The 14,674-nt window shown below is 62.8% G+C and carries 12 protein-coding genes; 1 reads left to right on the top strand and 11 read right to left on the bottom strand.

The window, feature by feature from the left end; genetic code table 11:
* The first annotated feature begins 69 nt into the window (after positions 1-69).
* Positions 70-966, top strand: a complete 897-nt coding sequence (locus SJI00_RS00525; protein ID WP_322459825.1) for a LysR family transcriptional regulator — start codon at positions 70-72, stop codon at positions 964-966.
* A gap of 11 nt (positions 967-977) precedes the next feature.
* Here the strand turns inward: SJI00_RS00525 and ispD are convergent, their stop codons facing one another.
* The 11 genes from ispD to fabZ form a co-directional block, all read right to left on the bottom strand.
* Positions 978-1,679, bottom strand: coding sequence for a 2-C-methyl-D-erythritol 4-phosphate cytidylyltransferase (gene ispD, locus SJI00_RS00520; protein WP_322459824.1), 702 nt, complete (start codon positions 1,677-1,679; stop codon positions 978-980).
* Complete coding sequence (gene ftsB / locus SJI00_RS00515; protein WP_312934464.1) at positions 1,676-1,957, bottom strand: cell division protein FtsB; 282 nt, start codon at positions 1,955-1,957, stop codon at positions 1,676-1,678. The genes ispD and ftsB overlap by 4 nt, the downstream gene beginning before the upstream one ends.
* A gap of 158 nt (positions 1,958-2,115) precedes the next feature.
* Positions 2,116-3,405 carry a phosphopyruvate hydratase gene (eno, locus tag SJI00_RS00510; RefSeq protein WP_322459823.1) on the bottom strand — a complete coding sequence of 430 codons (1,290 nt, stop codon included), beginning with the start codon at positions 3,403-3,405 and terminating at the stop codon, positions 2,116-2,118.
* A 274-nt stretch (positions 3,406-3,679) separates the two neighbouring features.
* Positions 3,680-5,308, bottom strand: coding sequence for a CTP synthase (pyrG, locus tag SJI00_RS00505; RefSeq protein ID WP_322459822.1), 1,629 nt, complete (start codon positions 5,306-5,308; stop codon positions 3,680-3,682).
* 269 nt (positions 5,309-5,577) lie between these two features.
* Complete coding sequence (gene tilS, locus SJI00_RS00500) at positions 5,578-6,873, bottom strand: tRNA lysidine(34) synthetase TilS (RefSeq protein ID WP_322459821.1); 1,296 nt, start codon at positions 6,871-6,873, stop codon at positions 5,578-5,580.
* A gap of 63 nt (positions 6,874-6,936) precedes the next feature.
* Positions 6,937-7,884, bottom strand: a complete 948-nt coding sequence (gene accA, locus SJI00_RS00495) for an acetyl-CoA carboxylase carboxyl transferase subunit alpha (protein ID WP_312936392.1) — start codon at positions 7,882-7,884, stop codon at positions 6,937-6,939.
* Positions 7,885-7,990: 106 nt separating this feature from the next.
* Positions 7,991-11,515 (bottom strand): DNA polymerase III subunit alpha, encoded by a 3,525-nt coding sequence (gene dnaE / locus SJI00_RS00490; protein ID WP_322459820.1) that lies wholly within the window; start codon positions 11,513-11,515, stop codon positions 7,991-7,993.
* 111 nt (positions 11,516-11,626) lie between these two features.
* Positions 11,627-12,250, bottom strand: coding sequence for a ribonuclease HII (gene rnhB / locus SJI00_RS00485; RefSeq protein WP_322459819.1), 624 nt, complete (start codon positions 12,248-12,250; stop codon positions 11,627-11,629).
* Complete coding sequence (lpxB, locus tag SJI00_RS00480; RefSeq protein WP_322459818.1) at positions 12,250-13,377, bottom strand: lipid-A-disaccharide synthase; 1,128 nt, start codon at positions 13,375-13,377, stop codon at positions 12,250-12,252. Before lpxB ends, rnhB begins: the two co-directional genes overlap by 1 nt.
* A 1-nt stretch (position 13,378) precedes the next feature.
* Positions 13,379-14,155, bottom strand: a complete 777-nt coding sequence (lpxA, locus tag SJI00_RS00475; protein WP_322459817.1) for an acyl-ACP--UDP-N-acetylglucosamine O-acyltransferase — start codon at positions 14,153-14,155, stop codon at positions 13,379-13,381.
* A complete protein-coding gene (fabZ, locus tag SJI00_RS00470) occupies positions 14,152-14,592 on the bottom strand; it encodes a 3-hydroxyacyl-ACP dehydratase FabZ (protein WP_028696812.1) in 441 nt (146 codons plus the stop codon). The genes lpxA and fabZ overlap by 4 nt, the downstream gene beginning before the upstream one ends.
* Positions 14,593-14,674 lie beyond the last annotated feature (82 nt).

Genomic DNA, 14,674 nt, shown 5'->3' with positions numbered 1-14,674 from the left:
TGTAATTCACCTTCTTTTGATGAATAATCCGGCCAAGGTCAAAACATTCTTGCTGTACAGGGATAATCCATGAGTAGCCGCTGGGAAGGCATCGATGAGTTCGTGGCCGTGGCCGAGCACGGTCAGTTCACCGCTGCGGCCGAACGCCTGGGGGTTTCCTTGTCACATATCAGCCGGCAGATCGCGCGGCTCGAAGAACGCCTGCAGACCCGTCTGCTGTACCGCAGCACCCGACGCGTCACGCTGAGCGAGGCCGGTCAGACTTTTCTGCATCATTGCCAGCGCCTGCAGGACGGCCGCGAAGAAGCGCTGCGGGCCATGGGCGATCTGGCCAGTGAACCCAAGGGCCTGCTGCGCATGACCTGCGCGGTGGCGTATGGCGAGCGCTTCATCGTGCCGCTGGTGACCCGCTTCATGGCGCTCTACCCCCAGTTGCGTCTGGAAGTAGAGCTGAGCAACAGCAACCTGGACCTGCTGCACGAAGGCATGGACCTGGCCATTCGCCTGGGTCGCCTGCAAGACTCGCGCTTGGTGGCCAGCCGGCTGGCGCCGCGACGCATGTACGTCTGCGCCTCCCCCGCCTACCTCGAACGCTATGGCCGGCCGCATAGCCTCTCGGAGCTGGCCCGGCACAACTGCCTGATAGGCAGTTCGGATATCTGGAGCCTGCAACAGGATGGCCGCGAGCTGAGCCAGCGGGTGCAGGGCAACTGGCGCTGCAACAGCGGCCAGGCCGTGCTGGATGCCGCCCTGCAAGGGATGGGGTTAGGCCAGTTGCCGGACTACTACGTACTCGAACACCTGCGCAGCGGCGCTTTGGTGTCGCTGCTCGAGGCCCATCAGCCGCCCAATACCGCAGTGTGGGCGCTGTACCCGCAGCAGCGGCACTTGTCGCCCAAGGTGCGGCGGCTGGTGGACTACCTCAAGGAAGAACTGGCCAAGCGGCCGGAGTATTGCCAGGCGTGAGCCCTGGCCCTTCAGCGGCGGCTCGACCAGCGCTGGCGCAGCCATTCGAGGTCTTCGGGGCGGGTGACCTTGATGTTGTCACCGCGGCCCTCGATCAGGCGCGGCGCCTGGCCGGACCACTCCATGGCCGACGCCTCGTCCGTAACCGCCACTTCCGAGACCTGGCATTCGGCCAACGCCCGATGCAAGGCGCCCAAACGAAACATCTGCGGGGTGTAGGCCAGCCAGATGGTGCTGCGGTCAACGGTCGCTGCAACACGGCCGTCGGCGCCGGCGCGCTTGAGGGTGTCCTTGGCTGGAATCGCCAGCAGGCCGCCGACCGGGTCGTCAGCCAGCTCGCTCAACAACTTGTCGAGGTCAGCGCGGGCGAGGTTGGGTCGGGCAGCGTCGTGCACCAGCACCCAGTCATCGTCCGCAGCGCCTTGGGCATGCAGCAACAGCAAGGCATTGAGCACCGAGTCGGCGCGCTCCCGCCCACCTGGCGCGCGTTGAATGCGTGGGTCGTGCGCACAGTCCAGGCTGGGCCAGAACGGATCGTCTTCGGCGAGGCTGACAACCATCCCCTTGAGCTGGGGATGACCGAGAAAACAGTCGAGGGCGTGTTCGATAAGGGTCTTGCCGCCCAGCGGCAAATACTGTTTAGGGCGGTCGGCGGCCATGCGCGCGCCAACGCCCGCAGCAGGCAGCACCGCCCAGAAGGCAGGCAAGGTCATTTCTGCGGCAGCTGGTAAAGGGTTTCGCCTTCCTTGACCATCCCCAACTCATGACGCGCCCGTTCTTCCACGGTCTCCATACCCTTCTTCAACTCCAGAACCTCGGCATCGAGCACGCGATTGCGCTCCAGCAAACGCACGTTCTCGGCGTGCTGGTCGTCGATTTGCTGCTTGAGTTCGGCCACTTGCGCCAGGCTGCCGTTACCCACCCACAGACGGTACTGCAGGCCAGCGAGCAGCAGAAGCAGAACGAGGAACAACCAATAAGGACTGCGCATCAAGGTATCCAGGGTGTGAAAGGCTGCGGACGCATGCCTCATATAGCACGAAGCCTGGCCAAGGCCAGGCTTCGTCGACAGAAACCCGTGTGAGCGTCAGAAAGGTTCAGTGAGAACCGTCAGACACCTCCGGTTGCCGTCTTTTTACCATCTCTTGCTCAGCCGCGAAACTCGTCACGACCTTTGTATACAGCCTTGGCACCCAGTTGCTCTTCGATGCGCAGCAGCTGGTTGTACTTGGAGACGCGATCGGAGCGGCACAGCGAGCCGGTCTTGATCTGGCCTGCTGCGGTACCGACGGCCAGGTCCGCGATGGTGGAGTCTTCGGTTTCACCGGAACGGTGCGAAATCACCGCGGTGTAGCCGGCCGCCTTGGCCATTTGAATGGCTTCCAGGGTTTCGGTCAGGGTGCCGATCTGGTTGAACTTGATCAGGATCGAGTTACCGATGCCCTTGTCGATGCCTTCCTTGAGGATCTTGGTGTTGGTCACGAACAGGTCGTCACCGACCAGTTGCACCTTCTCGCCAATCTTGTCGGTAAGGATTTTCCAGCCCGCCCAGTCGGATTCGTCCAGACCGTCTTCGATGGAGATGATCGGGAAGCGCTCGGTCAGGCCCTTGAGGTAGTCGGCGAAGCCTTCGGCGTCGAACGACTTGCCTTCGCCCGACAGAGTGTACCTGCCATCCTCGTAGAACTCGGAGGCTGCGCAGTCCAGTGCCAGGGTCACGTCGGTACCCAGCGTGTAGCCGGCATTTTTCACTGCTTCGGAGATTGCGCTGAGGGCGTCTTCGTTGGAGGCCAGGTTAGGCGCGAAACCACCCTCGTCACCCACGGCGGTGTTCAGGCCACGCGCCTTGAGCACAGCTTTGAGGTGATGGAAGATTTCGGTGCCCATGCGCAGACCCTCGGAGAACGTCTTGGCGCCAACCGGCTGCACCATGAACTCCTGGATGTCGACGTTGTTATCGGCATGCTCGCCGCCGTTGATGATGTTCATCATCGGCACGGGCATGGAGTACTGACCTGGGGTGCCGTTGAGGTTGGCGATGTGCGCGTACAACGGCAGGTCCTGGTCCTGGGCCGCAGCCTTGGCAGCGGCCAGGGACACGGCGAGGATGGCATTGGCACCCAGGGACGCCTTGTTCTCAGTGCCGTCCAGCTCGATCATGGCGCGGTCGAGGGCTTTCTGGTCGGAAGGATCCTTGCCCAGCAGCAAGTCACGGATCGGGCCATTGATGTTGCCCACGGCCTTCAATACACCCTTGCCCAGGTAACGGCTCTTGTCGCCATCACGCAGCTCGAGCGCTTCACGCGAGCCGGTGGAAGCACCGGACGGCGCGCAGGCGCTGCCGATGATGCCGTTGTCGAGCAGTACGTCGGCTTCCACGGTGGGGTTGCCACGAGAATCGAGAACTTCACGACCTTTGATGTCGACGATCTTTGCCATTGTTGTAAGCACTCCGGAATTGACGAAAACAACGCAACGAGGGAAATCGGCCGTTGGCCAGGCAGGCGTGTGAACGCAAGGCCTGACAGCCACTGACTGCGGGGGTCAGGGAACGAACGGGCGGTACTTTACCGGAGAAACCAGCAGGATGCGGCCTCTACCGTCGGAAAACTTTTCAGCGTGCGTAGGCTGAAGGGCAGCAGCGACGTATGAAACATCGTGCTTGCGCCGCCCACCCACCGCCTGGGCGATGAACGGGCGACGCTGACGCCACTCAGGCCTTCTGCTTCTGCACGAGGGCCGCTTTGACGAAACCGCTGAACAGCGGGTGGCCGTCACGCGGGGTGGAGGTGAACTCCGGGTGGAACTGGCAAGCGACGAACCATGGGTGATCCTTGGACTCGACCACTTCCACCAGCGCGCCGTCACCGGAGCGACCGGAAATCATCAGGCCGGCATCGACCATCTGCGGCAGCAGGGTGTTGTTGACTTCGTAGCGGTGACGGTGACGTTCGACGATCACGTCCTGACCGTAGCAGTCATGCACCTTGGAGCTGCCGACCAGCTGGCATTCCTGCGCGCCCAGACGCATGGTGCCGCCCAGGTCGGAGGTTTCGGTGCGGGTTTCGACGGCGCCGGTATTGTCCGACCACTCGGTGATCAGGCCGACCACCGGGTGGCCGCTGTTGCGATCGAACTCGGTGGAGTTGGCATCGGTCCAGCCCATGACGTTACGGGCGAACTCGATGACTGCCACTTGCATGCCCAGGCAGATGCCGAGGTACGGCACCTTGTTCTCACGGGCGTATTGAACGGCCTGGATCTTGCCTTCCACGCCGCGCAGACCGAAGCCGCCCGGCACCAGGATGGCATCGGCGCCTTCGAGCAGGCTGGTGCCCTGATTCTCGATGTCTTCGGAATCGATGTAGCGCAGGGTGACCTTGGTGCGGTTCTGGATACCGGCATGGCTCATCGCTTCGATCAGCGACTTGTAGGCATCAAGCAGTTCCATGTACTTGCCGACCATGGCGATGGTGACTTCATGCTCGGGGTTGAGCTTGGCGTCGACCACCTGGTCCCACTCGGACAGATCGGCGCTTTCGCATTGCAGGCCGAAACGCTCGGTAACGAAGTCATCCAGACCCTGGGCATGCAGGATGCCGGGGATCTTGTAGATGGTGTCGGCGTCTTCCAGCGCGATCACCGCACGCTCTTCCACGTTGGTGAACTGGGCGATCTTGCGACGCGACGAGTTGTCGATCGGATGATCGGAGCGGCACACCAGCACGTCGGGCTGCAGGCCAATGGAGCGCAGCTCCTTGACCGAATGCTGGGTGGGCTTGGTCTTGGTCTCGCCAGCAGTGGCGATATACGGCACGAGGGTCAGGTGCATCAGCATCGCGCGCTTGGCGCCGACCTCGAAACGCAGTTGGCGAATCGCTTCGAGGAACGGTTGCGATTCGATGTCGCCGACCGTGCCGCCGATCTCGACCAAGGCCACGTCAGCATCGCCTGCACCCTTGATGATGCGGCGCTTGATCTCGTCGGTGATGTGCGGAATGACCTGGATGGTGGCACCCAGGTAGTCACCACGGCGCTCTTTGCGCAGCACGTGTTCGTAGACACGGCCCGTGGTGAAGTTGTTGTTCTGGGTCATGGTGGTGCGGATGAACCGCTCGTAGTGACCCAGGTCGAGGTCTGTCTCGGCGCCGTCGTGGGTGACGAATACCTCACCGTGCTGGAACGGGCTCATGGTGCCCGGATCGACGTTGATGTACGGGTCCAGCTTGAGCATGGTGACCTTGAGCCCCCGCGCTTCCAGGATGGCCGCCAGGGAAGCCGAGGCAATGCCTTTCCCCAATGAAGAAACAACACCGCCCGTGACGAATATGTAGCGCGTCATGAAAAACCCTAGAAGTCTGCGTTAAAGCGGCCAGCGCCGCCGGAGAAAGCGAAGGAAGGCCGAAGCCCCCGATCACCTGCGTCAATCACAGTGCATCTCGAAAAACTGCCGCGTCTGTACAAACCGGGTAATCCCAGCAAGGAGCTCGCTTGTCATTTTCAGAAATTCAGCCCAGCAAAAAACTGCTTGGTAATCGGCAACTGCTGCGTTTTCGAGGAAGCCGCAGAAGTTGTATCAAGAAGGGAGGGTAGTCTACCGGAATGTCCACATCAGCTCAAACCTTGCGCGCTGTTTGATGGTGTCCAGGTAACCCGCAGCGACGCCGTGCCGAGGTCTGGCAGATTGGCGACGCCGAGCAATCGCTCGCCCTGCCAGACCAGCGGCAGGCGCTGACGCAGGAAATGCGGCACCTTCAGCTCATTCAACAACCGCTTGAGGTCACGCCGCCCGCGACCCGGCACATCGAGCACCTCCCCTCCCTGACGATACGCAACGCGCAGCCCGGCAATGTGCTGCTCCGGCAACGGCGCCAGTACGCCGTTACCTGGCAATACCAGTGCGGCACCCGGATCAGGCCAGACGATGCCACCTGCAGGCGCCTGCAGCCAAGTACCACTCAGCCACCAGAGGCGCCCCTGGCTGCGCTGCAGCTCGCCGTCGGTCAGCCGCCAGACCGGTTGCGCATCGACTGCCGCATCCCGCAGCGTTTCCCAGCCAGCCCAGTGCCGGGTGTCGGGCAAGCGGGTACGTGGCGCGAGCCAGTATTGCAGCGCATTGCGCTGGCGGGCTGGCGATAGCGCGGTGAGCGCCGCCAGGCTCAGCGAATCGACCCCCGCCCAGGCATACGCATGCTGCGTGGCTGTTGCCTGCAGGTCATCGCGCGCCAGCTCGTCGAGCAAGCCCTGCGCCTCGCTCAGGTGCGCTGCGCTGCGCACCAGGTTCTGCTGCGCCTGTGGCCAGCGCTGGCGCAGCGCGGGCACGACCTCGGCGCGTAGGTAGTTGCGGGCGAAGCGGGTATCGGTATTGGAGGGATCTTCAATCCAGTCCAGGCCGTGGTGCATGGCGTAGCCCTGCAATTGCTCACGGCGATGGCCGAGCAAAGGGCGCACCAACTGCCCGCGGCCCAGAGGCCGTACCTGAGGCATACCAGTGAGCCCACGCAGCCCAGCGCCCCTGAGCAGACGAAACAGCACTGTCTCGGCCTGATCATCGAGGTGCTGGCCGGTGAACAACAGATCACCTGGTTCAAGCACGGCTGCGAACGCTCGATACCGCGCAGTGCGCGCAGCCTGCTCAAGGCTGGCTCCCGCTTCGACCTCGACCTCGACCACGCGCAGTTCGACGCCCAGCTGGTCGCACACCTGCTGGCAGTGCGCCGGCCACGTGTTGGCAACCGCTTGCAGGCCATGGTGGACATGCACGGCACACAACGGCGGCGCCTCATGGCGTTGCGCATAGGCATGCAGAAGGTGCAGAAGCACAGTGGAGTCGAGTCCACCCGAGAAGGCGACATGCCAGCGACGGGCATTCGACCAGGGACGCAACAGTTGCGAGGGATCAGGCATGGGGCTCTGCTCCTGGGCCACGACGCACGGTTGCGCCGGCTGGCCCAGGCTCATTGAGGGGTATTACAGACCGTAGCTCATCAGACGCTCGTAGCGGCGATTGAGCAGTGCGTCGTGGTCCAGCGTGGCCAGTTGGTCGAGTTGCTCGACCAGATGCTCACGCACGCTTTCGGCCATTTTCACCGGGTTACGGTGGGCGCCGCCCAGTGGCTCGCCGATCACCTTGTCAACGATGTTGAGGCTCTTCAAGCGCTCGGCGGTGATGCCCATGGCTTCCGCGGCATCGGCGGCCTTCTCGGCGGTCTTCCACAGGATGGACGCGCAGCCTTCGGGCGAGATCACCGAATAGGTGGAGTACTGCAGCATGTTGAGCTGGTCGCACACGCCGATGGCCAGTGCACCGCCAGAACCACCCTCACCGATCACGGTGGCAATGATTGGCGTTTTCAGGCGCGCCATGACGCGCAGGTTCCAGGCGATCGCTTCGCTCTGGTTGCGCTCTTCGGCATCGATGCCTGGGTAGGCGCCCGGGGTGTCGATGAAGGTCAGGATCGGCATCTTGAAGCGCTCGGCCATTTCCATCAGGCGGCACGCCTTGCGGTAGCCCTCAGGGCGCGGCATGCCGAAGTTGCGGCGGACCTTCTCACGCACTTCACGGCCTTTCTGGTGGCCGATGACCATCACCGGCTTGCCATTCAGGCGCGCGGTACCGCCGACGATGGCAGCGTCGTCGGAGAAGTGACGATCGCCGTGCAACTCTTCGAATTCGGTGAAGATGTGCTCGAGGTAGTCGAGGGTGTATGGCCGGCGCGGGTGGCGCGCCAGACGGGCGATCTGCCAGCTGGTGAGATTACCGAAGATGCTTTCGGTGAGGCTGTTGCTCTTGTCTTCCAGACGGGCAATTTCATCGCTGATGTTCAGCGAATTGTCGTTGCCAACCAGGCGCAGGCCTTCGATCTTGGCTTGCAGGTCGGCAATCGGCTGTTCGAAATCAAGGAAATTCGGGTTCATAAGCATCCGTCTTGGGTCTACGGCCAGGCGGCCGGCCGGTTGATCCGTTTGGCGCCATACCTTACGGGATCAGGCGCATTGAGGTCGAGTTTAAAATGGGATCGGTTCAACGATATTGCAAAAAGACGTTCTCACGTCCGAACTGGTCACGCAGGGCCTGGATCAGACCGTCCGCCGGGTCGATGCGCCACTGTTCGCCGAACTGCAACATGGCCTTGGCATCGCTGCCGGTGTACTCCAGCGTGATCGGGCAGCCGCCGCGGTGACGGGTGATCAACTCGCCGAGCCAGCTCAGGCGGTCGCCTTTGAGCGCTTCACAGCTGAGTTTGAGGCGCAGGCTTTCGGCAAGCCGGGTACGCGCATCCTCCATGGTCATCACCTGCTTGACGCGCAGGCGCAGGCCACCGGAAAAGTCATCGTTACTGACCTCCCCTTCGATCACCACCATGGCGTCGGTTTGCAGCAGGGCCTGGGCGGCCATGAAGGCGTCGGCGAACAACGAGGCCTCGATGCGTCCGGAGCGGTCATCGAGGGTGACGAACCCCATCTTGTCGCCCTTCTTGTTCTTCATCACCCGCAGGGCAATGATCATCCCAGCCACTGTCTGCACTTCGCGCGACGGCTTCAGGTCGATGATGCGCTGCCGGGCGAAGCGGCGAATCTCGCTCTCGTATTCGTCGATCGGGTGGCCGGTCAGGTACAGGCCCAAGGTATCTTTTTCCCCCCGCAGACGCTCCTTGAGCGTCAGCTCGCGGACCTTGCGGTGATTGGCGTAGAGGTCTGCATCCTGCTCCACGAACAGACCGCCGAACAGGTCGACGTGTCCGCTTTCTTCGGTGCGGGCAATCTGCTCGGCTGATTTGACCGCCTCTTCCAGGGCAGACAACAGCACCGCGCGGTTGCTGTCGATGCTGGCGTGATACGCCTTGATCTCGTCATGAAAGTGCGGACCGAGACGGTCCAGTGCGCCACTGCGGATCAGCGCATCGAGGGTGCGCTTGTTGATGCGCTTGAGGTCGACGCGCTTACAGAAATCGAACAGGTCCTTGAACGCACCGCCGGCCGCACGGGCTTCGACGATGGCCTCGACCGGCCCCTCGCCCACGCCCTTGATCGCACCCAGGCCGTAGACGATGCGGCCGTCGTCATTGACCGTGAACTTGAACTCGGAGCTGTTCACATCCGGGGCATCCAGGCGCAGCTTCATGCTGCGCACTTCTTCGATCAGCACCACCACCTTGTCGGTGTTGTGCATATCGGCGGAGAGCACCGCGGCCATGAACGGTGCCGGGTAGTGCGTCTTGAGCCAGGCGGTCTGGTACGACACCAACCCATAGGCCGCCGAGTGGGATTTGTTGAAGCCGTAACCGGCAAATTTCTCTACCAGGTCGAAGATGTTGCCCGCCAGGTTTGCATCGATGCCGTTCTTCGCACAGCCATCGACGAAACCACCGCGCTGCTTGGCCATCTCCTCAGGCTTCTTCTTACCCATGGCGCGGCGCAGCATGTCGGCCTCACCGAGGGTGTAGCCGGCCATGACCTGGGCAATCTGCATCACCTGTTCCTGGTACAGAATGATGCCGTAGGTCGGCGCCAGCACCGGCTGCAGGCCATCGTACTGGTAATCGGGATGCGGATAGGCGAGCTCGGCGCGACCGTGCTTGCGGTTGATGAAGTCATCGACCATGCCCGATTGCAGCGGGCCCGGACGGAACAGCGCCACCAGTGCGATGAGGTCTTCCAGGCAGTCGGGCTTGAGCTTCTTGATCAGCTCCTTCATGCCGCGCGATTCAAGCTGGAACACCGCGGTGGTTTCCGCTTTCTGCAGCAGCTCGAAAGTCTTGCGATCGTCCAGCGGGATGAAGTCGATGTTCAGGTCAGGCTTATCGAGCTTGGCCTGCTCGCGGTTGATGGTCTCCATCGCCCATTTGATGATGGTCAGGGTGCGCAGGCCGAGGAAGTCGAACTTGACCAGGCCGGCAGCCTCGACGTCGTCCTTGTCGAACTGGGTGACCAGGCCGCCGCCCTCTTCATCGCAGGCCACGGGCGAGAAGTCCGTGAGCTTGGTCGGCGCGATCACCACGCCACCGGCGTGCTTGCCGGTCCCTCGGCAGACCCCTTCGAGCTTGAGCGCCATGTCCCAGATTTCCCGGGCTTCTTCATCGGCCTTGAGGAAATCGCGCAGGATTTCTTCCTGCTCGTGGGCCTTCTCCAGCGTCATGCCCACTTCGAAGGGAATCATCTTCGACAGGCGATCGGCCAGGCCATAAGACTTGCCCTGCACCCGCGCCACGTCGCGCACGACGGCTTTGGCCGCCATGGTGCCGAAGGTGATGATCTGGCTGACCGCGTTGCGCCCGTAGGCGTCGGCCACGTACTCGATCACCCGGTCACGCCCGTCCATGCAGAAGTCGACGTCGAAGTCGGGCATCGACACCCGTTCGGGGTTGAGGAAGCGCTCGAACAGCAGGTCATAGGCCAGCGGGTCGAGGTCGGTGATCTTCAGCACATAGGCGACCAGCGAACCGGCACCCGAACCCCGGCCCGGACCGACCGGCACACCGTTGTTCTTGGCCCACTTGATGAAGTCCATGACGATCAGGAAGTAACCGGGGAAGCCCATCTGGATGATGATGTCCAGCTCGAACTTCAGGCGGTCGAGGTAGACCTGGCGCTTTTCTTCATAGTTGGGCGTGGTGTCCTTGGGCCAGAGTACCGCCAGGCGCTCTTCGAGACCTTCATGGGACACATGACGCAGGTAATCATCGATACCCATGCCGTTGGGCGTCGGAAAATCCGGCAGGAACGCTTTGCCCAGCTGCACCTGAATGTTGCAGCGTTTGGCGATCTCGACGGTATTGGCCAGGGCATCGGGCAGGTCGCTGAACAGCTCGGCCATTTCCTCCGGGCTTTTCAGGTATTGCTGGTCGCTGTACAGGCGCGGGCGCCGCGGATCATCGAGGGTCCAGCCTTCACCGATACACACGCGCGTTTCGTGGGCGTCGAAGTCGGTCTGCTTGAGAAAGCGAACATCGTTGGTGGCCACCAGGGGCGCTCCCAGGCGATCGGCCAGGGCCACGGCCGCATGCACATACTCTTCATCGCCAGGACGACCGGTGCGCTGCAGCTCAACGTAGAAACGCTCCGGGAACATCTGCTGCCAGTCTTGCAGCAGCGCTTGCGCATCCTGCTCGCGACCGGCCAGCAGGGCCATGCCGATGTCCCCCTCGCGCGCCGCCGAAAGGGCGATCAGGCCGCCGCTGGCGGGCGGGATCCAGTCCCGCTGGATGATCACCAGGCCATTGCGCTGGCCTTCGAGCCAGCCGCGCGACAACAACTCGGTGAGGTTGCGGTAACCCTGCGGGTCCATTGCCAGAAGACAGATACGCGACAGCGGAGCGTCCGCCTCGCTGCCAGCCAGCCACAGGTCGGCGCCGCAGATCGGCTTGATCCCAGCGCCCATGGCCGCTTTGTAGAACTTGACCAGCGAACACATGTTGCTTTGGTCGGTAATCGCCACTGCCGGCATGTTCATCGCGCCCAGCGCCTTGGCCAGCGGCTTGACCCGCACCAGGCCATCGACCAGGGAGAATTCGGAATGCACGCGCAGGTGAACGAAGGAAACCGGCATTGATGATCCTGTGACAGTGTGAAACGAGGGGCGCGATTGTACCGTAATGGTCAAGCGGATGCCGTTCCGGGAGACGAGCGTGGCGCTACGCGGTCGTGTTGCGGGCGGCCGTCACAGCAGCGTGTGGTGGACGCTTGTGTGGCGCTCGTAGGCCATTCGCACTGGCGCGAAGGAGCGCCGATGAATGGGGGTTGGCCCCAGGCGGGCAAGGGCTTCGAGGTGTACCGGGGTCGGATACCCCTTGTGTGCGCCGATCCCGTAACCGGGATAAAGACCTTCAAGGCTGCTCATCTCGCGGTCACGGGTGACCTTGGCCAGGATCGAGGCGGCCGCGATGGCCGGCACCTTGCCGTCACCCTTGATGACCGGCGCTGCCGGCACGGCTAGCACAGGGCAGCGGTTGCCATCGATCAACGCCAGTTTCGGCGTGACATGCAGGCCTTCGACCGCCCGCTTCATGGCCAGCAAGGTGGCGTGGAGGATATTCAGCCGGTCGATTTCCTCGACCTCGGCCCGGGCGATGCAGAAACTCAGGGCTTTTTCGCAGATCTCGTCGAACAGCGCCTCGCGGCGGGCCCGAGTGAGCTTCTTCGAGTCGTTCAGGCCCAGAATCGGACGCCGTGGATCGAGGATCACCGCCGCAGTGACCACGTCACCGCACAGCGGGCCACGGCCCACTTCATCGACGCCGGCGACCAGTTCTTCGACCAAGGTGAAATCCAGGCCCAGTTGCATCAGCGCGGCTCCAGCAGCGCCAGCACGGCCTCTGCCGCCTGGTTCGAGGCATCGCGGCGCAGGGTTCGGTGAATCTGGTCAAAGGGCTCGGTCTGTGCCGAGCCGTCGCGCACCAGTGGCGCCAAGGTGTGCGCCAACGCCTGGCTGGTGGCCGCCTCCTGCAGCAGCTCGGGCACCAGCATGCGCTGGGCCAGCAAGTTGGGCAGCGACACGTAGGGGCTCTTGACCATGCGCTTGAGAATCCAGTAGGTCAAAGGCGCCAAGCGGTAGGCCACCACCATCGGCCGCTTGTACAGCAGCGCTTCCAGGGTGGCCGTGCCCGAGGCGATCAGCACCGCGTCGCAGGCCGCCAAGGCTTGGTGGGACTGGCCATCGAGCAGGGTAAGCGGCAGGTCGCGGCCTTCGAGCATGTGCTCGATCTGCGCGCGACGCGTTGCATTGGCACACGGCAGCACAAAGCGCACACCCGGCAGCTGCTCGCGCAGGCGCTGGGCAGCGTCCAGGAACAACGCGCCCAGGCGCCCCACTTCACCACCGCGACTGCCCGGCATCAGCGCAACCACCGGCTCGCTGCCCAGGCCTAGCGCCTGCCGCGCAGCGTCGCGATCGGCCTGCAAGGGAATGGTGTCGGCCAAGGGATGACCGACGAACCGCACCGGCACGCCTTGCTCTTCATAGAACCTGGCCTCGAACGGCAGCAGAGTGAGCATCAGGTCGCAGCCCTGACGGATCTTCAATACGCGTTTTTGCCGCCAGGCCCAGACGGACGGGCTGACGTAATGCACCGTCTTGATCCCGGTCTGGCGCAGGGTCAGTTCGATGTTGAGGGTAAAATCGGGCGCGTCGATGCCGATGAAAACGTCAGGCTTTTCGCTGATCAGTGTCTGAATCAGGTCTTTTCGACGCTTGAGCAGCTCGCGCAGACGGCCCAGCACTTCGACCAGGCCCATGACTGCAAGGCGCTCCATGGGGAAGTACGACTGCATGCCCTCGGCTTCCATCAAGGGCCCGCCGACACCGATGAAGCGGATGTCCGGGTGACGCAGCTTGAGCGCGCGCATCAGGCCCGAACCGAGAATGTCGCCGCTGGCCTCTCCGGCCACCAGCGCTACACAAAGCTGGGCCATGTCAGCGGGTAATGCCGCGGGCAGAGGTCACGATCGACTGGCGGAACAACTCGACCTCAGGGTGCTTGCCGGCCAGTTCGGCCAGCTCGGCCACCGCGTGCTCGACGGTGAGCCCCTGGCGGTAGACGGTCTTGTAGGCACGGCGCAGTGAGTGGATCACCTCGTCGCTGAAGCCCCGACGGCGCATGCCTTCGAAGTTCATGCTGCGCGCCTCGGCGGGGCTGCCGAACACCGTGACGAACGCTGGAACGTCCTTGCCGATGGCCGTACCCATGCCGGAAAAAGCGTGTGCACCAATGTGGCAGTACTGGTGGACCAAGGTGAAACCGGAGAGGATCGCCCAGTCGCCCACGTGCACATGGCCGGCCAGCGCCGTGTTGTTGACCAGAATGCAGTGGCTGCCGATCACGCTGTCATGCCCGATATGGGCATAGGCCATGATCAGGTTGTGATCACCCACCGTGGTTTCCGCGCGGTCCTGGATGGTCCCGCGGTGAATGGTCACGCCTTCGCGGATGACATTGTGATCGCCGATCACCAGACGCGTGGGTTCGCCTCGGTACTTGAGGTCCGGGGTGTCTTCACCGATCGAGGAAAACTGGTAGATGCGGTTGTGCTTGCCGATGCGGGTCGGGCCTTTGAGCACAACATGCGGGCCGATGACAGTGCCCTCCCCGATTTCGACGTCGGGGCCAACGATCGACCACGGGCCCACTTCGACACCGTCGGCCAACCTGGCCGACGGATCGATGATGGCCCGAGGATCGATTGAATTCACAGGGAGCGTTCCGCGCAGGTAATTTGCGCCGAGCATACCGGCTTGCCGTCCACCAGCGCGCGGCACTCGAACTTCCAGATCATGCTCTTGCGGCTGAGGAAGGTTGCTTCCAGGACAAGCTGGTCACCCGGCAGGACCGGCTGACGGAAACGCAGCTTGTCGGAGCCCACGAAATAATACAGGGTGCCGTCAGCCGGTTTGGCGTCGAGCATCTTGAATCCGAGGATGCCTGCGGCCTGGGCCATGGCTTCGATGATCAGCACGCCCGGCATGATGGGGTGCGCCGGGAAATGGCCATTGAAGAACGGCTCGTTGATGCTGACATTCTTGTAGGCACGAATGCTCTGGGCCTCGTAGTCCAGATCCGTCACCCGATCCACCAGCAGGAACGGGTAGCGGTGAGGCAGGTATTCGCGAATCTCGTTGATGTCCATCATTTCGGGGGGAAGCCTGTAATAAGAATAGGGAGCGTAGGCGCTGACCACACGCTCCTTTTGCCATCCAAAGAGGAGCCAGCTC

This window comes from Pseudomonas gebzensis (assembly GCF_034427815.1).
In the GTDB taxonomy this organism is placed as follows: domain Bacteria; phylum Pseudomonadota; class Gammaproteobacteria; order Pseudomonadales; family Pseudomonadaceae; genus Aquipseudomonas.
The sequence above is the reverse complement of the archived record's forward strand: the minus strand, read 5'-3'. Positions and strand labels throughout refer to the sequence as shown.